This is a genomic window from Nostoc sphaeroides, from assembly GCF_003443655.1.
In the GTDB taxonomy this organism is placed as follows: Bacteria; Cyanobacteriota; Cyanobacteriia; order Cyanobacteriales; family Nostocaceae; genus Nostoc; species Nostoc sphaeroides.
Genome location: NZ_CP031941.1, coordinates 1,606,858 through 1,627,182, shown reverse-complemented (window position 1 = coordinate 1,627,182; position 20,325 = coordinate 1,606,858). Strand labels below are relative to the sequence as shown.

At 39.6% G+C, this 20,325-nt stretch carries 19 protein-coding genes and 2 pseudogenes; 9 read left to right on the top strand and 12 right to left on the bottom strand.

From position 1 onward, the window contains the following. The first annotated feature begins 76 nt into the window (after nucleotides 1-76). Nucleotides 77-391: a YkvA family protein gene (locus tag D1367_RS07515; protein ID WP_118165317.1), complete on the top strand. Its 315-nt coding sequence runs from the start codon at nucleotides 77-79 to the stop codon at nucleotides 389-391. Nucleotides 392-453: 62 nt separating this feature from the next. On the opposite strand, the pseudogene D1367_RS33240 reads toward D1367_RS07515, so the two are convergent. Together D1367_RS33240 and D1367_RS07505 are read right to left on the bottom strand one after the other, a co-directional pair. Continuing rightward, a pseudogene (locus D1367_RS33240) lies at nucleotides 454-540 on the bottom strand (GxxExxY protein); the annotation flags it as partial. Between the two features lie 41 nt (nucleotides 541-581). Then, nucleotides 582-3,788 carry a glycoside hydrolase family 15 protein gene (locus D1367_RS07505; RefSeq protein WP_118165315.1) on the bottom strand — a complete coding sequence of 1,069 codons (3,207 nt, stop codon included), beginning with the start codon at nucleotides 3,786-3,788 and terminating at the stop codon, nucleotides 582-584. 156 nt (nucleotides 3,789-3,944) lie between these two features. On the opposite strand from D1367_RS07505, the gene D1367_RS33235 reads away from it, so the two are divergent. The 3 genes from D1367_RS33235 (at nucleotide 3,945) to D1367_RS33065 (ending at nucleotide 4,515) form a co-directional block, all read left to right on the top strand. Beyond that, entirely contained in the window at nucleotides 3,945-4,055 is a 111-nt protein-coding gene (locus D1367_RS33235; protein WP_420845987.1) for a DUF6888 family protein, read from the top strand. Then, nucleotides 4,052-4,249: a DUF6887 family protein gene (locus tag D1367_RS07500; RefSeq protein WP_094341389.1), complete on the top strand. Its 198-nt coding sequence runs from the start codon at nucleotides 4,052-4,054 to the stop codon at nucleotides 4,247-4,249. The genes D1367_RS33235 and D1367_RS07500 overlap by 4 nt, the downstream gene beginning before the upstream one ends. Before the next feature lie 89 nt (nucleotides 4,250-4,338). Further along, a complete protein-coding gene (locus tag D1367_RS33065; protein WP_323808640.1) occupies nucleotides 4,339-4,515 on the top strand; it encodes a hypothetical protein in 177 nt (58 codons plus the stop codon). A gap of 241 nt (nucleotides 4,516-4,756) precedes the next feature. On the opposite strand, the pseudogene D1367_RS32100 reads toward D1367_RS33065, so the two are convergent. Next, nucleotides 4,757-4,852 (bottom strand): annotated as a pseudogene (locus tag D1367_RS32100) (IS1/IS1595 family N-terminal zinc-binding domain-containing protein); the annotation flags it as partial. Between the two features lie 683 nt (nucleotides 4,853-5,535). Here D1367_RS32100 and mgtE point away from each other — a divergent pair. The 5 genes from mgtE to D1367_RS07470 all read left to right on the top strand — a co-directional run bounded on the left by mgtE (nucleotide 5,536) and on the right by D1367_RS07470 (nucleotide 11,207). Next, the gene (mgtE, locus tag D1367_RS07490) at nucleotides 5,536-6,888 is read left to right on the top strand and encodes a magnesium transporter (RefSeq protein WP_118165313.1); all 1,353 of its coding nucleotides are present in this window, start codon (nucleotides 5,536-5,538) and stop codon (nucleotides 6,886-6,888) included. Nucleotides 6,889-7,038: 150 nt separating this feature from the next. Next, nucleotides 7,039-8,139, top strand: a complete 1,101-nt coding sequence (locus D1367_RS07485; protein ID WP_118165311.1) for an aspartate carbamoyltransferase catalytic subunit — start codon at nucleotides 7,039-7,041, stop codon at nucleotides 8,137-8,139. 392 nt (nucleotides 8,140-8,531) lie between these two features. After that, a complete protein-coding gene (locus D1367_RS07480; protein WP_118165308.1) occupies nucleotides 8,532-9,422 on the top strand; it encodes a hypothetical protein in 891 nt (296 codons plus the stop codon). 156 nt (nucleotides 9,423-9,578) lie between these two features. Further along, a complete protein-coding gene (locus D1367_RS07475) occupies nucleotides 9,579-10,571 on the top strand; it encodes a pentapeptide repeat-containing protein (RefSeq protein WP_118165305.1) in 993 nt (330 codons plus the stop codon). Between the two features lie 195 nt (nucleotides 10,572-10,766). Beyond that, entirely contained in the window at nucleotides 10,767-11,207 is a 441-nt protein-coding gene (locus D1367_RS07470) for a pentapeptide repeat-containing protein (RefSeq protein ID WP_118165303.1), read from the top strand. A gap of 70 nt (nucleotides 11,208-11,277) precedes the next feature. Here the strand turns inward: D1367_RS07470 and D1367_RS07465 are convergent, their stop codons facing one another. The 9 genes from D1367_RS07465 to D1367_RS07430 form a co-directional block, all read right to left on the bottom strand. Continuing rightward, nucleotides 11,278-12,618, bottom strand: coding sequence for a TldD/PmbA family protein (locus D1367_RS07465; RefSeq protein ID WP_118165301.1), 1,341 nt, complete (start codon nucleotides 12,616-12,618; stop codon nucleotides 11,278-11,280). Between the two features lie 159 nt (nucleotides 12,619-12,777). Beyond that, nucleotides 12,778-14,250: a TldD/PmbA family protein gene (locus D1367_RS07460; RefSeq protein WP_118165299.1), complete on the bottom strand. Its 1,473-nt coding sequence runs from the start codon at nucleotides 14,248-14,250 to the stop codon at nucleotides 12,778-12,780. A gap of 887 nt (nucleotides 14,251-15,137) precedes the next feature. Beyond that, a complete protein-coding gene (locus tag D1367_RS07455; protein ID WP_118165296.1) occupies nucleotides 15,138-15,965 on the bottom strand; it encodes a glycosyltransferase in 828 nt (275 codons plus the stop codon). A 39-nt stretch (nucleotides 15,966-16,004) separates the two neighbouring features. After that, nucleotides 16,005-17,309, bottom strand: a complete 1,305-nt coding sequence (locus D1367_RS07450) for an NAD(P)/FAD-dependent oxidoreductase (RefSeq protein ID WP_118165294.1) — start codon at nucleotides 17,307-17,309, stop codon at nucleotides 16,005-16,007. A 91-nt stretch (nucleotides 17,310-17,400) separates the two neighbouring features. Further along, a complete protein-coding gene (locus D1367_RS07445) occupies nucleotides 17,401-17,757 on the bottom strand; it encodes an EamA family transporter (protein WP_118165292.1) in 357 nt (118 codons plus the stop codon). A 34-nt stretch (nucleotides 17,758-17,791) separates the two neighbouring features. Continuing rightward, nucleotides 17,792-18,175, bottom strand: coding sequence for an EamA family transporter (locus tag D1367_RS07440; protein ID WP_118165289.1), 384 nt, complete (start codon nucleotides 18,173-18,175; stop codon nucleotides 17,792-17,794). Between the two features lie 324 nt (nucleotides 18,176-18,499). Continuing rightward, complete coding sequence (locus D1367_RS07435; protein WP_118165287.1) at nucleotides 18,500-18,772, bottom strand: hypothetical protein; 273 nt, start codon at nucleotides 18,770-18,772, stop codon at nucleotides 18,500-18,502. A 184-nt stretch (nucleotides 18,773-18,956) separates the two neighbouring features. Further along, complete coding sequence (locus tag D1367_RS30585) at nucleotides 18,957-19,130, bottom strand: hypothetical protein (RefSeq protein ID WP_181985096.1); 174 nt, start codon at nucleotides 19,128-19,130, stop codon at nucleotides 18,957-18,959. 868 nt (nucleotides 19,131-19,998) lie between these two features. Continuing rightward, complete coding sequence (locus D1367_RS07430; RefSeq protein WP_100898562.1) at nucleotides 19,999-20,253, bottom strand: hypothetical protein; 255 nt, start codon at nucleotides 20,251-20,253, stop codon at nucleotides 19,999-20,001. Nucleotides 20,254-20,325: the final 72 nt, after the last annotated feature.

Below are 20,325 nucleotides of genomic sequence, written 5' to 3'. Positions count from 1 at the left end.
CTAACTAGGGCGGTTATTCCCACCGGCAATTTATAGGATAATTTGTCAAAATTAAAGATAACTGGAGGTTCAAAATATGAAATTTTCAATCCAATCACTTTACACTTGGTACCGCGATGTGCTTCGTAACCCCAAGTACCGTTGGTGGGTAATTTTAGGAACGTTAGTCTATTTGGTCAGCCCATTTGATGTTCTGCCAGATTTTATACCTGTTGTGGGGCAGATTGATGATGTTTTCCTTTTGACCCTGCTAGTTTCTGAGGTGTCTGGGCTAGTAATTGAGGGCTGGAAAGCTCGTAAAGGTGAGGTGGGTACTGAAGTGCCTAATACTACTGAGGGTTCTACCTCTAGTGCAAGCACTATTGATGTTGATGCTGTTTCTGTTAAGTAGTTTTAATAAAACCCCTGCTTTTGGATCTGAGGTGGGGGATATTTTTTTGAACGCAGAGGAACAGCCGACTCCAACAAACCAGGCCCCAAAGCAGTATGCACCCTCATCGCACAACCAATAATCACCCCACTCAACTCATTCTCTCTCATCCTCTGCGCTCCTCTGCGTTTCCCTTCGCGCCCCTTTGCGTTTAAAAATCCTTCACAAATTCCGTCAAGAACCTAAACGCCTTCAAAATATAACTAGCGCAATCTCTAGGAGAAGTATTGTAAAACGATCGCCACGCACTCGCCTTATCTTCGTCATAGCGATCGCTGCGTTGACTATGATTCTCTAACCACGCCAATCGCACTGCATGGCCAATTAACACATCCAACACAATATATTCTTCAATTTGCAGCTTGGGATTATTAGCAGCGATCGCAGCTAATTCGATTAATGCTTCAATATTAACTTGGCGGTATTCTGGAGCTTCGATTTTATTCAGCAAATGCTCAACCAAAAGAGCAAAATTTCTTTCACCGGCTGTCATTTCCGACAACATTATCTCACTATCTAAACGATTGCGACGCTCTAATTTATCTCCAATAACTAAACCCTTGCAATGTTGCATTAATAGCCAAACTTGTTTAAAAAATTCTTTTGGTACGCGCCCCGTCGCACCCTCGGCTTGGCGAAACCGCCGCCAACCTCCGGGCGGAACTTCTATCCCTTCGGCGATTCCTGGTAGCACTACCCAAGCAATATCACTTTCTTTTTGTTTAACGTGCAGTGATTCTTGCTGGCGCAACAGGTTACTCATGCCAGTATATCCAGTTAATACCTGACGCAAGCGCACTTTAACTTCAAAGGGTGAAAGTTGCATTAAGCGATCGTAAGCTTCATCTTGAGTGACGTGCAATTCCCGCGCTAGTTCGCTGGTGATCAATAAGATCAGATAGCCGACTCTCAGCGTTAGTAGTCCCTGGAATAGTTCGGGTTCTGAGCGAATTAAGATGCCAACATAGATTAAAATCTCTTGAGTTAGGACGCGATCGCGGATATCTTCACGACAGAAATGATTAATTTTATCAGCAATTTCATCGTGAGACATGGGTACGCTAATCAAGGACGCTTCACTGTAAGCTTTACCCACAGCAATTTGCTTACCTCGCACCAAAATACTCGTTACTGCATCTGATAGGCTGATATCAACCATCTGCCGTAACCCAGCAGCCCGACGTACCACTGCCCAAATACCTAAATCTCCAGCTTTGGTGTAAACTTCATCTAGTAAATCGGCTACTGTAACAGGATATCCTGGCCCACCGTACCCCGTATCAAATTGCATTCCCTGTAAGCGAGTTAAAGTTTGCAATAACTCGATTTGCTCGTAAATATTCTCTGATGAGCGCAAATAAGAAAGTAATAATCCGAAGTTAGTTTCATACTCCATTTGAAATTCTTGGGTATGTCCTAAGCGCCAGTTTTTATCAGGATGATATGCTAAATAATAGCAACGTGGGCTAGCATTTTTGACTGGCGATCGCGCAAATTCTGCATTGGGAAGAAAATCAATTCTTTGGATTCCGGCTGTTAGCATTAGCTGATTTAGTCGCCCTAATTTAACTCGCACACCGTTACAAACACCATCTTTTAGTTCTTGCATTAGTTCTAGTAATGCTTCCGAACCTGCTTGTAACATGGTGTGCGTCAACATCAAAGTTAAGGTAGGACGACCTAAATCGCTCCAATATTTTTGAATGTAAGCTAGTTCACTTCTAATTTGATCTAGTAGAAAATGGTAATCAAGGGTTAAGTAAAACTGTTGAGAATCTGAAAATGAAGGTAAGAATACAATTGTTTCGCCACTAATCCGAAAGATTCTAGATGTTGTCAAACTCCGCAGCCGCCGCACAGGCCGCCCAGTTAAACCAAGTTTATCGTTACGTCCAATTTGGGTATAAATAGCTGAAAATTCTTCAGCTTTTCTCACTTGAATCGGTTCTACTTGAGTAGGCGTTTGTGCTTCGATTCCGTGAACTTCTAATTTCGTTTGTAAATCTTCATCTTCTGCTAACAAGGCAATTTGTACCAATGACTCACGCTGTTTGCCCACACATAAATGTCTTCCCAAAGGGTCGATATCACCAACCGCTATTAAACCTTCACTCAACATTTCACTGAGAAAATATAAACTCTGTGCCCATACTAAGGGAATATTTTCATTGGGCAAACGTGGTTGTGTTTGAGGTGCTAACTTTTCTGCCTCTATCTTTTCTGCTGGAACATAATAAAGTTCTGGCAATAAACGCAAACCATCTTGTTCTATAAATAATGATTCTAAAAGACTTTGGTATTTTTTAACTTGTTCTTGTTCGCCACAAAATAATCCATCTAGAACTAAATAAGTGAAAAATAACGGCCATTCGCATTCAATATGCTCAAATTGTTTGAGTTCCCACGGTTCGTAGTGTAAACGTTGATTATCTTCTAAAACGGTTTGGTGTCCATCACGCAAAAAGCGTTTGCAGCCGTATTTACCTGCGAGTTTATTGATAATATCGTTTAAGGTGCGATCGCGTAACTCCAAATCTTCCACTGCAAAGGCAGGATAACTAATAATACTTAACAGCGCCGCATCAATTTCTTTGGAACCAGATTCTCTTGGTAATAAGGATTCTAAGGTAATCCGGGCGCGGGCAATTTCATCTGGTAGCACATGAATTACCGATGCTTGACTACCACGCACACCAAACAAATCCAGTCCGTTGATAGCTTCTAAAGCAGCTTTTGCCATGCCTACAGAACTGGCATTTAACTCAGCACTACCACGATTTATTTTATTACCACGTTCCCAAATGCCGTAATCTGGTGTGCGGTAAGCTCGTCCAATGTAATAAACTAAATTTTGGACGAAATTCACTTCATCAATTGTATAAATTATTGGCAATCCTGCTGCGGTCATTTGCGCCAATATCAGCAAAAATATAGATGTGGCATCAAGTTGCAAATGTCCCCATTCATCATCACCAACAACAATGTCACCGGTTGCGGTATTATATTTGGCGTGCAGTCCATCCAGTAGCGACTGAGTATGTTTAAATGTCTCTACTTTATGAGCCTGTCGCATCATTGCAAAGAGTAACCCGCGCATTAGTTTAATGACACTGTGTTCTAATTCATAGGTGCGTCCTTTGTCGTCGTCAATCTTGCGATATGCAAGCCCTAAACCCCAAACTGCCAAAATGCTGTAAACATTGTCTCGCACCCAGGCATCTGTATAATCGCCGTGGGCTGTAATCGCTGTACTCGCAGGTAGTAAACCAGTAATCGGATTCTGGCGAGTCAGGATGATTGTTTTGATTTGCTGATAGTAATAGTCCAGGCGAGTTAGCAATTTGGTAGATGTTTTCATGGTTTGGTTCAGAACAACTTGCAAAATTTGACCCTGTGACTGTCAAGTGAATTACCTAAACCAAGCCAGAATAAGTTCTGTAATGGTTGATGGGACAACAGCTAAGGGTGGTGTGAGCTTATTATTATCTCCTGTTAATACGCCTCTGGGTACTTAATTATCTTTATAGTCAGATTAGATGAACGAACAGGAGACATCTATATCTTGGCTGGAGATGAAACAGGTATTGTAATTAACCCTAATGGTAAATGGAGATACGACGAATGACCAAGCCTAAGTTTGCAGCAATGAGCAAAATAGAGTTAAAACGTTATTTATTAGAGAATCGTAACGATACAGAAGCTTTTCACGCTCTAATGGATAAAATTAACGCTGAACCTAACCCGAAGTTTTATACCATAGATGAAATTGGTGAACTGGAAAAACTAATAGAAGCAAAACGGACACGAGAAAATCTCTAAAAATTACCTTTATCAACTCGCTTAATCGATGTAGCTTATCAGATGTCGAGACATTGTAGGCTGTAGATTACAGGGTCTACAGTCTGGCAATGAAAATAAATCGGCATGGACGCGCTAAGGTTTTAACACAGTCAGAGATACAGCTAATTTTTAGTCATGGATTAGAAAATGACCGCGATCGCAAACTAAAATATGATATTTGTTCAAACTTCATTCAGTTTATCGAATTATTTTATACTGAAATATTTTTCAGCCATAATGAATGATTTTTGTTGATATAGGAATCATATTTGATTTCTGAAAAAATCTAAGTATTTGTAGGCTGTGTTAGGCGTAAACCGTAACACACCACAAGCTTTTTCTGGGGTGCATTACCCTTGGCTAACATACCCTACGTATATTTCAAAAATCAAATACTATTTTTATAGTAGAATTGCATCACTCTTGATGACTGCAAAAGGTGCTGATTGTATTCTTATTTCAAAACTTTTTCAAATTAGTCTTAGTGTAGTAGCGATCGCAGTTTACACAAATGTAATTTTGTTTACCTCGTCGCTTACCATTCTTCCTGACATCAGGATAATTACAGTATAAACATTGCATAGTACTTGTGCTGGATTCATCCCTCTATTATGCAACGCCGTGTTTGAAAAGTTGTGGTTCTTCAGTAGGTATTATGCTGAAATTGTAATCAAAGTTCGTAACTTGCTTTAAAAATCAAGCCTTTTAGGCAGTTATAGCGTCGATCTCTAAATTCAGCTTAAAATTCACCTCGAAGGTACAATCAGTAGATCGCAAAGTTTTTCTCAAGGGCGATCGCTAAAGCTCAAACACCTTACTGCGACTATGAAGTGAAACCTGCCAACCCATTTCTAATTCTCCGTCGTCCAGGTGACTATGCATGAAGTTGCTTGATACCAAAAACTGCTTATTGATGTTGTAAATATTTTAACTCTATAAAGTTTGCGAAAAAATTCCTTGATTGGGAAGACACATAGCTTATAGCAATAGTAAAATCTACTTTAAGCTAGACGATAATTACCTAAATTTCGGGGTAATTAATTTAGCTATTAATGGCAAATCAAACAAAAACTGAATACTAGTATTCAGTATCTCCCGGAGAGCGCTATTCCGGGTTAGGATGATGACTAGCGATGCCTTGATTTAGATATCGATATTGAATTGTTGAAATTTTATGGGCAATAGTCCACCAGATGGCAGTATCAACCTCCTCTGAACTGGCGAGGAAGTCTCCCAGCGCGGGGGAGACTTAGGAGATATTTCTCATGCTCACACAAGATATTCGTGATTTGCTGACTGATACTACCGATTTAAACCAGTTGAAATGGGATTTAAATCGTTTGCAACCTGTGGATGTGGGAGACTACATTACACAATTGCCTGAAAAACAACGGGCGATCGCATTTCGTTTACTCAATAAAGCTCAGGCAATTGATGTATTTGAATATCTGCCCACAGAGGTGCAAGAAGAACTAATTAATTCTCTGCATGATGTCCAGGTAGTGCAACTTGTAGAAGCGATGAGTCCCGACGAACGGGCAGAATTGTTTGATGAACTACCTGCTGGAGTCATCAAACGGCTACTACAAGAACTGAGTCCAGAAGAAAGGCAAGCAACAGCAACGATTCTCGGCTATCCAGAAGGCACGGCTGGGCGGGTGATGACAACCGAATATGTCCGGTTGCGCCAAGGATTGACTGTAGGTGAAGCCCTAAGCAAAATCCGCCGTCAGGATGAAGACAAGGAAACGATTTACTACGCCTACGTCACAGATGACAACCGGACGCTGGTGAGAGTGGTTTCACTGCGTCAGTTATTGTTTACCTTTCCCGATGTTTTCATCAAAGATATCGCTAGCGATCGCGTCATCAAAGTTACAACTGAAACCCCTCAAGAAGAAGTGGCGCGAATCATGCAGCGCTACGACTTAATCGCTATCCCCGTAGTTGACCGAGAAGACCGATTGGTAGGCATTGTCACCATTGATGATGTCATGGATATTTTGGAAGAGGAAGCCACAGAAGATATCCAAAAGCTGGCGGGTGTGAGTGGTGATGAAGCAGCTTTGTCCTCTCCCTTACTCACCATCCGTAACCGCTTGCCTTGGCTATTGGGCATCATGGCAATGTATATTGGTGCAGCTAGTGCGATCGCGCCTTTTCAATCTGTAATTGCCGCAGTGCCAGTTTTAGCAGTCATCATGCCGATTTTTTCTAACACTGGTGGTACTGTTGGGATTCAATCATTAACGGTGACAATTCGCGGCTTGGGGGTGGGAGAAATAACATCCAAAGATACCTTGAAAATTCTCCGCAAGGAACTTCTCGCTGGTTTAGGTACAGCCGTAGCTTTAGCCATAACGATGTTCCTGCTTTCCTTAATTTGGGCGCGACCCCAAGAACGATGGGTAGCTTTAATTGCCGGAATGGTAATGGCAACTAATACAATTGTGGCTGTTACACTCGGTACTTTACTGCCAATGGGTTTGACACGGCTGAAGCTTGACCCTGCTTTAGTTAGTGGCCCGTTAGTGACTACAATGCTAGATACAATTGGGTTTTTAACATTCCTCAGCCTAATTTCTCTAGCTTTAAACGTTTTCCATTTACCAACTTGAAAGGATTAAGGAGTGCTGAGTGAGGATTTAGGAGTTCATTATTCTACCCCTGCTCCCTCATCTCCCGGTTGGTGAGCGAAGTCGAACCACATCTCCCCACTCCCTTGTACAGAAGCGATTAATCGCGTCTCTTCCCACTCCCCAAATTCTATGCCTACTACTACCTGGAATCGTCATCACATTCTTTCCCTAGCTGACTTCACGGCGGCTGAATATAATACTGTTTTGCAAACTGCTGCCAGTTTTCAGGAAGTGCTATCACGGCGGACGAAGAAAGTACCAACCTTGCAGGGACAGGTGGTGGCGAATTTATTTTTTGAATCGTCTACCCGCACTCGTAGCAGTTTTGAACTCGCGGCGAAACGTTTAAGTGCAGATACGCTGAATTTTGCCGCAGCCACATCTTCTATGACTAAAGGAGAAACAATTCTCGACACGGCGAAAACCTATTTGGCAATGGGAACTGATATTATGGTAGTCCGCCATCGAGAGGCAGGAGTACCGAATGCGATCGCGGCTGAAATGGATCGTTTAGGTGTAAAAGTTAGCGTCCTCAATGCTGGTGATGGACAACATGAGCATCCTTCCCAAGCACTGCTAGACTTATTTACCATTTGTAGTCTAATTGATCCAGCCAGTCCCCGACTAGAACTTTTAAAAGGTAAAAAGATTGCCATTGTTGGAGATATTCTTCATTCTCGTGTGGCGCGATCGAATATCTGGAGTTTAATTGCCAGTGGTGCCGAAGTGCATCTCGCAGCCCCACCCACCCTCTTACCCAAATTATTTGCCGAGTATATCTTAGAAGAGGCAGGAGTCATAAATCAGGATTTTGTTATCTCCTCATCCCCCACTCCCCACTACTTCGGCTTACCTCGGCTTCGCTCGGCACAAGTCGCTCAGTACAAGTCCCCACTCCCCACTCCCCAACTTTTTCTACATTGGAAACTAGAACCAGCTTTGCAGAATGCTGATTTTGTCATGACTTTACGTCTACAAAAGGAACGCATGACGGCTCATTTACTGCCAAGTTTGCGAGAATATCATCAGCTATTTGGCATTACAAGCACAAAACTGCAACTTTGTAAACCTAACGTCAAAGTTTTGCATCCAGGCCCAGTTAACCGTGGTGTCGAAATTAGTTCTGAGTTGATGGATGACCCAGAATTTAGTCTCATTCAATCGCAAGTTACCAGTGGTGTCGCCGTTCGGATGGCGCTGTTGTATTTGATAGGAAGCAGTAAGGTGTAAGGAATTTAACTGACTATCAGGATTCGGCTGTTGCGCCAACCGTGGGCAAAGTGGTTAGACATGACTACACAAGCTAGATAAAAAGGGTATAACATAAGACCAGCCCTTTCAGCACCAACGGAGGTTTCCCCCTGGCTCAGACTTTCTGCTGTGCCTCTGCGGTTAAATAAATAACTTCTAACCACTTATAAGCTGTTGGACAAATAACCTTGCATATTACCTGGAAGTAAAACTATTGTGGGGTGGGCATCTTGCCCGCGCTGGTTATGCAAATTAAAAGTACATTAGCTTAACACAGAGAGCGATCGCAGAAAAAGAGATTTTACGAGTCACGTTGAAAGAGCTAGTTCTATCATTTATTACTACCTGATACCTGTGCCGGAGATTTGCCGATGAAAACTATATCTAGCCTCGATGCAGTAACTAAAAATTTAGAACAGCATGAAAACTCAAAACGGGTTAAAAAATTAATATACTCGGCTTGTAAAAATATTTGGGAGAATGATGAAGATACGCTAGAACGGTTTAAATTACAAGAATTGATTCAAGAATTATGCAGATTAAATCCAACTATAAATAACTTAAATTATAGTTTATCTAAAGTTGTAAAAACCCTTAATAAACAAGAAGAATATGCCCTAATTGCCAGCGTTATTTCTCATGAGATGCAGAATTTATATATAACATCTGATGAATCAACAGGAATATTATTAAATCAACCTCATCAAGAAGAATCAACAGGAATATTATTAAATCAACCTCGTAAAGAGGAAAAGATATTTTATAATTCTGAACAAATCTCATCAAATCCTCTAGATAAATCTCCAAACAGTCAAATCAAACATCAATATAATCAGTTTGATTTACGGCAAAATATTATGAAGTATACTAACCCACTTAGGGCTAAAATAGTTCTATTTTCTGTATTTTACAAAAAATTTACTTTCAATGAAGAAGACTGGTTGAAACTGAAGGCTGAAAAACTTGATGATTTATTGCTGAAATTATTTAATACTTGTCCAACTATCAAAGAGCTTGAATCTAAACTAAATAATGCTGTTATATCTCTAGGCAAACCGGATGAAAATATTCAAGCAGCTAGTGCAATCATCCAATCTATGCGAGGTCTATATGGCAATATATCATCCACTACCAACGAATATCAACCGTTTAACAGCGATTCATCTCTAGAAACGAAAACACTAGTTAACCCTTATCATAAAATGGCATTCAATGATGACAATAATACCTGTCAATTTATAGTATCCCCTACCAAAGAATAATGGCAACTTTTGACTATTGCAGGACTTACGCAAAATACCTCTCAAACTCTTATTCCTCCGTGTTCTCTGTGCCTCTGTGGTTCGATTTTCCGTTACCTGTGCGTAAGTCCTATATTGTTGATACTGGAAAAATTGTGGTAATTGATAGGAAAAAATATGGATGCCAATGAACTTCTTAAGCGATATGAAAATGGAGAAACAAAATTTTTTGAAGCAAACTTAAATGGCGTAAATTTGTTTGGTGCAGACTTGATTGGTATAACTTTAAATAAAGCAGATTTGCGTAATGCAATCCTAATTTTTAGCTATCTAAATCGGGGAATCCTGAATCAGGCAAATCTAGTTTGCACAAAGCTAAGTGGCGCGAACCTAAATCAGGCAAGTTTAATCAGTGCCAACTTGCATGATGCTAATTTACATGGTGCAACTTTGCAGGGTGCTGATTTGCGTAATGCCAATTTAACTTTGGCTTATATGCTAGATAGTAACTTGATGAATGCCGATTTGCGTGGTGCAAATTTGAGTGGTGCAAATTTAACTGGTGCGTGCCTGCGTGGTGCTAACCTGCGAGAAGAAAAGAGAATGTACTCTGCTAGTCTACGGGGTGCTAACCTCCATAAAGCTGACCTGCGGGGCGCTGATTTAACTGGTGTAGACTTATCTAAAGTTGATTTGAGTGGTGCTAACTTGAGTGAGGCAACGCTACGTTATGCCGATTTGAGTGATGCCAACCTGAGTGAAGCGATTTTGTATAATGCATCTCTGGCAGATACTAACATCGGGGGTGCTAATTTGAAAGGTGCTAACCTGATGAATGCTAGACTGCAACGGTCAAATCTCATTGATGCCGAACTTACAGGTGTTAACTTGTACGGTGCAATTATGGCAGATGCTAAACTGACTAGATGCCAGATGAGTGGAGTAAACCTGAGTTTTGCAAGGCTAAATAGAGTTGATTTAAGTCGGGCTAACCTGCGTGGGGCTAACCTGACTGAAGCAGACTTGGTTGATGCCTATCTTGCTAGGACAAACTTGACTGGTGCTAATTTAACCAAGGCAAATCTAATCAGAGCAGAAATGAGTAGTACAAATCTGACTGGTGCAGATTTGCGTGGTGCGGTCATGCCTGATGGAACAATTAACGACTAAAAATATATAGCGGTTTGCAGTTGTTGCAGATAATATTAATATTTAGTCCGATCGGACTAGCTCAGAGAAAAATACCTAATCTCATAGATATTATATATTCCTCCGATCGCATGAGTACAGAATTCTGGAATCTTGGCACACTGGTATCGTAGAAGTTCAAAAATTTAATGACTTCTAGAAGTGTCGGAGGTAAATATGAAACGAATTTTTTTGACGGCAGCAGCCATACTCAGCACGCTATCTTTAGCTGCTCCCCTTTCCGTCAAAGCAGAAAACTCCGCCCCTGTCCGGCGCTTGCTGGAAACTAGAGAATGTTTTGGATGTAATTTAACAGGAGCAAATCTCAAAGGCGCTCACTTGATAGGTGTTGACCTCAGAAATGCAAATTTAAAAGGGGCTAATCTCGAAGGTGCTAACTTAGAAGGTGCTGATTTAACTGGTGCAAATTTGAAGTCTGCTAATCTCACAAAAGCATTCGTCAGTGATACTATGTTAAATAATGCCAATCTCACCAACGTTAATTTGAGTAATTCCCGCTTATATAATAGTGACGTAGATGGCGCTGTTATGGCTAATATTGATTTAAGCGGTGCTGATGTATTTAACACTGCCATTAGCATTGGTGGTGAATACTAATGGTGAGTAATGATTTCAAAGTGATGAGTTAAGAGTTATATTCAACTCCTAACTCTCTACTTTTTAACTTTTACTCACCAGTAATCGACAGTTCATTAACCCAGATTTTCGGGCAAACTCCCCCTGGCGTTAACTCTGGCTCTTTTTCTACATAAATAATTGACTTTAGGACTTCTAAGAAATCGCCAGCAACAGTTGCTGACTCAATACTCGTCTTGACACCCTTGTTAACTAGCCAACCATCAAAGGGCAAAGAAAAGGAACCTTGCAAGGCTTTAACTCCTGCATGGAGAGCTTGTAAATCATCGATAAAAATCACATTTTCAGCAGTTTCTAAACTTAACTCTTCTTCAGGAGTTGCTGTTGAAAAAACGTGATAAAAATTGGGACTAACGCTTACCTTTGCACCAATACTGGCATTACCTGTTGGCTGGGTATTGAACCTTTTGGCAGTGCCTGCACTGTGGAGAAAGCTTGTTAAAACACCATTTTCAATCAGTGAAACCTGACGAGTCGGAGTTCCTTCACCATCAAAACTTTCTGCGCCTACGTTAGCTGGGTGAAGTGCATCATCAAAAACCCAAAGCAGAGGAGAAGCAATTTCCTTACCTAAATCATCAGCAGTAGATAAGCTTTGATTATCCAAAATACTTTGAGCGTTGAACAAGTTAGAAAAACCACCCAACAGACTTAAGAAAGCTTCCGGTGAAAAAACAACACGATATTTACCAGTTTTAATTTTTTCATAATTCAAGTGACTGATAGTTTTATCTGCGGTTTCTTTGATGCAACCATTGATGTCTAGATTATCTAAACTATGGTTGATTCTAAAAGCACCTGCACTACGAGGTTTTTTTCCTTCTTCCTCAGTTTTGCTGTAAAGATAAACTGATGCTAAAGAGTGAGATTCAGTTCTCACCGCACCGTCGCTATTGAGATAAAATCTGTCAATATCTCTTTGTGATAAACCATTATAAGGCACACCTTTAATTGCTGGATGAGCTGCTAGTAATTCTTTTTCAGCTACCAACAATCTTTCTATGAGTTCAGCAACAGGTGCTTGGGGTGTCTTATCTTGGGGTTTATTTGCAATAGGAGCAGTAGCTTCTGGACTAAAATCAGGAACATTTTCTTTAACACCAAAGAAACTAGCTTCGTAGGCAGTTTTCAAAGCTAATTCCAGTCCTTTGGGGTCTACATCTGTGGTGCTGGTGACACCCATTGTATTATCTTCATTCCAGACACGAACAGTAACACCAGAGCGATTTGAGGCTTTAACTTGTTTTGGCTCACCTTGGTCTACTTGCACGCTAGTATCATCTACTGTTGAGCCATAAATGTCGAATTTCTTAATACCAAGTTTATCAGCATTATCCTTGGCAGAATTTGCAATCTCATTGATATTTGGCATAGTCAATTTTGGATTTTGGATTTTTTCGCTCCCTGCTTTCGTCTGGGAGTTTAATAATAGAGGCCTTCTGCCTTCCTAGATAAAATAAGTGGCAGAGCCACGAAGAAGGCGTTTCCAGGTAGAACCTGGGAACGAGTTGAACGAGTTGAGTTAATGAGGTTATCTTCCACCGACGGTAATAGAATCAACCTTAATGTGGGGTTGTCCTACTGTGGTGTAGATACTGCCACTGACGGAACCACAAAAACCTGGTGCAATTTCCAAATCTTGGGAACACATAGAAATTTTATTCATAATTTCCTTAGCTTCACCAATTAGAATTGCTCCCTTTAGCGGTTTGGTGATTTTGCCATTTTCAATCAAATAAGCTTCATCAACACTAAAGTTAAATTGGCCTGTAGCACCAACGCTTCCGCCACCCATCTTTTTACAGTAAATACCTTTATCAACAGAGGTAAATAAATCATCAATGCTATATTCGCCAGAATCAATATAAGTATTACGCATCCGGCTAGCAGCAGCAAAGGTATAATTTTGGCGGCGTCCACTTCCAGTTCTGGGATGTCCGGTGCGTGCAGAACCTGTTCTATCTGCTAAGAAGTTTTTGAGAACGCCTTTTTCAATTAATAGGGTTCTTTGAGCAGGCATACCTTCGTCATCCATGTCAATTGTCCCGAAGGCATTTTCAGAACGCCCCTCATCCCAGGCTGTCAAACTTTCGTGGGCAATTTTTTCGCCTTTTTTGTCAGCAAAGGGAGTGGTATTGCGTTCAATTTGAGTGGTTTCTAGCAGGTGTCCGCAAGCTTCGTGGAAAATTACGCCGCCAAAGTGATTGGCCATAATAATCGGGTAAGTACCTGATTCTACGTAATCGGCGTAGAGCATTTTGCCAGCAGATTCTGCTATTTTTTCGGCGGCTTGTTGAGAATCCCAAGTCCTCAAGAAGTTGGCATCGCTAGTGTTACCAGCGCGTTCACCGATAGAAGCACGATTAGCGCCATCAGCACACAATAGGTTAAATCCTACTGATTGGGTGAGGCGGATGTCACGGGCAAAAGTGCCGTCACTAGAGGCGATTAAAACTTCTTGCCAATCTCGGAAATAGGTAGCACGGCGCGATTGGACGTGGCTAGCTTTTTGCTTCAGGTTGGCAGTACCATCAAGAAGGACTTCTCCCATTTCTCGGATGGAGCTACACACTGGTAGCCATGCATCTTTACCTCTTTTAGTGGCGTAATCTCTTAGTAATTCTAGGTTGATTTCTGGGATGAAAGCTTTAGGGGTGGGTAGTTGCAATCCTAAGATAGAAAGACCTTTTTCTAAAGCTGCTTTCAAACCGGAAAATGAAAGGTCATTTGTGCTGACGTAGCAATCAGCTTTGCCGCGAAATACTCTGACTCCCGCGCCTGTAGACAGACTGGGTGAAATACTAGTGATGGAATCGTCTTCTGCAAGACAACTAATATAGTTGCGACGCTCTAAAAATAATTCGATGAAGTCAGCACCTGCGGCGCGTCCTAGTCCCAAAAGGGTAGCCAGGGGGGCTTCCCAGGTTTCATCGAAACGCTCTGGTGTGGAGGAATATTGCAGGGTTGGAAGTTGATTCGAGAGAAGTAACGTACTTGTAAGCATGGGTAGCCTCGTCTGCTGGCGTAGTTCAGAGATTTGACTGAAAAATCCCGGTGTGTTCAGTCTAACAAATCAGTGAAAGTCAGAGTCGGCGATTAAGTAGTAGGGGTTTCCTCACCTTGGAAACTTATACTAATTCTGTATGAAGATGCGCTAAACCATATTTAAGTACAAGAAAGAAGAAAGAAAAACGAACCGCAAAGTACGCAAAGGAAAGAAAGAAAGAAAGAAGTGAAAAGGTTTGACGCAGCCTCATAAAGAAATGGTATTACTTCCCTCTCTTAAGCGTGAATAAAAAACTCCACCCACAAGGGGATGGAGTTTTTAGTCATTAGTCATTAGTACCAATGACTAATGACTAAAGCGGCGGGACGGCTATCCCTCTACAGACACCTGGGGATGGAGCTTCCCGCCGCTTTCGTGAAATATTCGATACAGATGTTTATGTAATTGACTTGTGTCCCCAAGCCAATGTCTCAGAAATCCTATTAGGGGATATCTTAATAGTCCTAAGGGACTTCCAAGTAAAAAAATATTCCATTGCTATTGTTCACTGTTGACCATTGACGGTTCACGAGTTTTCAGTCAACAGTCAACAGTCAACAGTCAACGACTTGAATGTGGAATAATTTATTTTTTGGAGTTCCCTTATGTGTGTGTGCCAAGAGAATGAGCAAACCAGAAAGTGAAAATATTCATACATAAAAAATTGGAAGGCTGTCTTCCAATTTTTTATGTATAGGAAAGAATATCCACATATATTGGTAAAAGCAACAATTTAATCAAACTTATTTTTGATTTATGCCTTGCTCATCTCTAGAATGATACCGTTGATAAATTACTATTTCCCATCCAGTTAATTCTTGGTGAGAGCCTATTCCTTCTCAGGTTTATTTATGATTTGTTATTTTAAGTGGAATTCTTGCTGTTTCTTTCTGATTGAAAGTCTGACCTAAATTAGCAGCAGTTGGCGCTGGCGATGTTAAATTCTTAAACAATAGTTTTAGAGTTCGAGTAATAGTTTTAAGAATTTTCATTTTGCTGGCACTCGGCTTTTGGTCATATCTCAAAACCATTGGAATTTCTACGATTTTTGGTTTGAGCGGTTTGGCTTTCAATAGTAAATCTATCATGCAAGCAAATCCACTTTCAGTGAATAAATTCTCGCCATAATACATATCTAGTTTACTGACGAAAGTACGGTTATACAGTCTATAACCACAAGTGTAGTCTTTTACACCTGGTACACGGGCTGCAATTCTAAAAAGCCAGCTAGCTCCGTAACTCATCACCTCTCTAAATTTTGATAAGCCTATGACTTTGGAGCCTTTTCGATATCTGGATGCGATCGCAATATCATAGCTACCAGCTATCATCGTCTCATACATCTTGATTAATAGTTCTGGTGGTTGAGTGTTGTCGCAATCCATCGCGGCTAAAAAATCCCCTTCTTTAGAAATTTCTAAGAAAGTCGTGAAACCTGTTTTAATTGCTTGACCTAAACCAGCATTTTTGGCATGTTGGACTAATTTCAGTGATATTCCTAGTGATTGAGATTCTTCTATTGCAGTCTGAGCAGTTGCATCCCTGCTACCATCATCAACAAGAATCAGCCGGATATCCAGATTCGAGATTTGCTGCAATATCTGAAACTTTTTGAACAAGGGGCGAATTGATTCTTGCTCGTTGTATGCGGGTAAAAGAACAAAAAGACTCATAAGTACCTCGTGTGATTTTCAAAATATCATTCTCAAATCTCAAGAATTCAGTAATGTTGATTTCTTGAGAAATTCATCGACCTGTCGGACGACTGCGTTGTTATTGACGCTATCATTGACCAATTGTGAGGTATTGACGACGAAAAAATCATCGTTTTCAGTACTCACTTTTGGAACAAGGCTTGAATAATTTAAAACTTGTAGCGGCTGTACTTTAATAGCTCGATTAATGTGTGCTGCGACAATATCATCTGCTTTGAGTTCTGGGAACATCAAACGTATACCCTGAAAAAATACTTGGCGCAATTCATCATCTGGCTGTTTTAACAACGGGTCAGTGGAAAGGATATATTTTGGTAGGAATGTGATATGATATCCTGCTGTCTCTTGCAAAGAAACTAGGTTACTCATACCGATGACTCCAGTAAAGGGAACATTTCTATCGGCAATATTTACTACGTAATAAGGAACTAGAGCCTTGCGAGTAATAAGTACCATGCAGATTACGCCCAGGTATTCTACTGTTTCACCAGTGTCTGAAACTTTCACCAGTTCTTTAGCAGCAACCTGTTGCAAAATATTAACTGGGCCAGTAAAAATGACTTTATCAAAATGTTCCTTTTTGCTTTGATATTCTACCCACATTCCCCCCTCTGGATGAGGTGCGATATATTCCACCGCAGCACCTGTGTGGATATTACCTCCAGCCGCGTAAATTAATTTTTCTATATGGTCAAAAACAGTTTTGTAACCGCCTGAGACATAACCAAGTTGTTCTTTATTTAATGAAGAATCCCGCGCTGAAAATAGTCGTTTGATATAAGCCCAGATAAAAACTGCTGATATTCGCTTATAGTTCTCTCCTAATTTGGATAGAAGCAAGGGTTTCCAGAGCTTTTCGTATGTGCTTTTACCACCAAGTTTTAATAGCCAATCTTCAACTAATATCTTCTCTAAGCGCCGCCAGTTATTAAGACGTGAACCATACAGGAGAGTAAAAGCTAATCTTATTTTACCTATAAGTCCAAATAGAGGAAAGCGGAGAAATTCTATAGAGTTACTGATAGAATAAAATTTTTGATTGTCGTAAAAGCCTGTTAAACTTCGATGCCAACGCAGTTTATCTCCAAGACCAATATCTCTGATAAAATTTATTAAATGAGTATCAGAAGGGAGGATAACGTGATAAAACCGATCCCAGGTAAACAACCCATAATCATGATAAGTGGTAAGTCCACCAAGCTGCTTATTACTGTCGAATACAGTTACCTTATGTCCTTGATTTGAAAGACGTTGAGCTAATACTAGCCCAGTTATACCCCCGCCAATGATGCCTACATTCATAAATTTAATTGAGATTTATGTAAGGATACTTTTGAGATTTATCTTCAGTAAATTGTAGTATTAATAGCCTTGCTGTCTACCCCTTTTGCTATTAATTTACAACCAAAACTACACCAGTTATGATAATGGAAATTCCTAACCACTGGCTAAATATAACCTGTTCTTTTAGAAGATAGTGAGAAGCAATTGGAACAAATGCATACATTAATCCTAGAACTGGAAATGCTTGACTCAGAGGAATTGTCCGCAATACATAAAGCCACAATATAGTCATAAATGTATAGCAAACAAACCAAATCCAAAAATAACGAGACAATAACAGATTTTGGATAGATGCGCTTGCTCCTTTAGTAGGACTAGAAATGTGAAGTCCATACTTTAGCGATAAGTTCGCTGTTGTTCCGAATAAAACCACAAGCATTAAAACTAGCCAAGTAATGATGTTCATTTGTCAATCTTTATTGATGAGATTTACTATAAATTTATCTAGATTTTTTTAGGGGAATAACTACTAAAAGAACACCCAGAAAAATAGTGATTACTCCTGCTATTCGAGTTAGTGTAATCTCTTCATTAAAAAAGTAGTATGAACCGAAAAGTATCCCGACATAATTTAAACTAGTAAGTGGATAAGCAATACTCAATTTTACAGAGCGTAGAGCTAATATCCAATTTATTACTCCCAAGCAATAAACACTAATAGCTAATACTAATTTTTGAATAAATACCCAATTAAATAATCCTTCATTTGCATGACTCATGGTATGCTTCATCAGCAATTGCCCAGAAATACTAAATAAAATACTGACAAATAGGATAATATAAGGAATTATTTTAACGTTTGAAGTTTGCGAGATAGATTTCATAGTACATTTGCCTCAATCGAGATAGTAGGTATGAACCGGACAGTAAACAGCCCACCTTTTGAACGTTTCATATTTCGGTCACGCCTTCTGTGCAATTCAACTTCCACTTCAGTAAATAGACAACAAAACTAGGAAGGGTATGTTGAAGGAACTGAGATCAAAATTATCATTGAAGCTTATATCCAAGAGTTAGCAACTAAATACTATGTAGCTTGTAGGAGAGTTGCTGTATTATGGCAGCGCCCGATATTATCGGAGTATAATATGTTAAACTAGCTGACTGGGTTACACTCGCAGGCATAACAGTTAATTGGTACAATCAATTTAGGCTTTGCCCAATTGTGAATTGCACATATCTTCGCTATCAGCCAGTAATCTTTCTAGACTAGTTTTAGTGCGATGGCGTATCCGCCCGCCGTAGGCGATCGCAATATCTATCTCATAGTGGATGCAGATATAGGGAACATTAAGTCCTCTGTCACAAATTTGTGGACAAAGTTGCTGAACTCGGATTCGGCCCGCATGTTCAACAGATGGAGTTAAGCGAATAAAAATGGATTTCCAGAATTTTTGATTAATCCATTCATTAACTTTCATCAGTTGTATCCTGCTATAGGAATCTTGTTGAAGACACTACTTAACTTCTCAACCAATTAACTTCTGCATCAAACACTAAGCTGGATTAATAAATGTTCTTACATTTTCTCCACGAAGTGTTTATTTAGTTTTCTGACATGCAATAAAATTTATCCCGGCTCAGAGATATGTCCGAAATTTCGGCTTAGTCTTCAGCCGATTCATAAAAATTTGTACTTAAATTGAGTGTGCATAGGTGTTCTTCTTGGACATCGGAACACAATGGATAACAGAAATCTGGCTGAGAGCGAAAACCATTGATAGATAACTCTACAGTGATTTGCTTTACAGGTTTCTGCTGAATTTTATTGAATGTCAAAATCGAGTTTTTGACGAGAATAAAGGCTAATGTAAACTAGCGTTTGGCGATCAACTCGCAGCTTGCTTACGTTGAGTTAAGTGGATTTGAGATATTTTTACATGATCTTTAGTATTAGTGTTGTGTAATTGTTATTAACTATATGTAATTTTAACTAGAGCGTTATCTCAAAATTAATTTTTACATATAATCACTTACTAGAATACCACGAGAAAACAATGTTGCAAATTTATCGCCACACTTCATCAAAAATTCATTTTAGGAAAATATACCTAAACAAAAACTTTATAAAATCTCCACTTTCCTCTTGATAAATCTTTATTTTTAAGAATTTGTACATTTATATACCACTTTCTGGTTAATAAACTTGCATAAGGAGCGATTTAGCATCAGACTCTAAAAATGCAAAGTTAAGACTGTCATAAAGCAGAATTGAAACTTCAACAACAGTGTAAACAACCGAAATTTTAGTATAAAAGTATCCTGCTATCAGCAACCTTAGATGCTAATCTATAGTCTGAATCGTTTTTTATTTATCCATGAAAATCTTCAAATTCAGAGATATCAGACAAAATTCAATACTGCGTAGGTTTTGCCTAAAAAATAACCCCAATGTAGGTTGGGTTGAGGAACGAAACCCAACATTATCGAGGCTTTGTTGGGTAACACTAAAGTTCAATCCAACCTACAAATTTTCTTAACCGAGCAGTATTGAGACAAAATTTAGTTTAAGGTTAACTTAGACACCAAGTAAGCCGGAGGACTCTATTTCTGAATTCTCTTATCAAACTTTATGCTTTATGGTTCTTCAGTAGCTCTTCTTTTTTTAGATTAATTGTATAAAACAGGTGTATTTTTTACTCTTTTTTTACTTAGTTTCTCTAAATTGTTCTCCTTTGCTTGGAGTTTGTTTGGACTCATTTTCTTGCAAAAGTCTATTGGTAATAATTAAGACAATGATTAACAATCCAAACTGAATCTGCCAGGGTGCTAATACTAAACTAAAAATTAAGCTAATAGCTGCAAATACACCTGCAATATATGCAAGTTCATCGCTACTCTTTTTAAAGAAGTAGCCAGTGGCTAAAGCTGTGCATAGTGGTATCAAAAATAACAAAGCCATTTTATTTACTTCTGAACTATAAGTTGTTGTGCTTATAAAACAAACTGAAATTGTTTTTTGGAATTGTGGTTA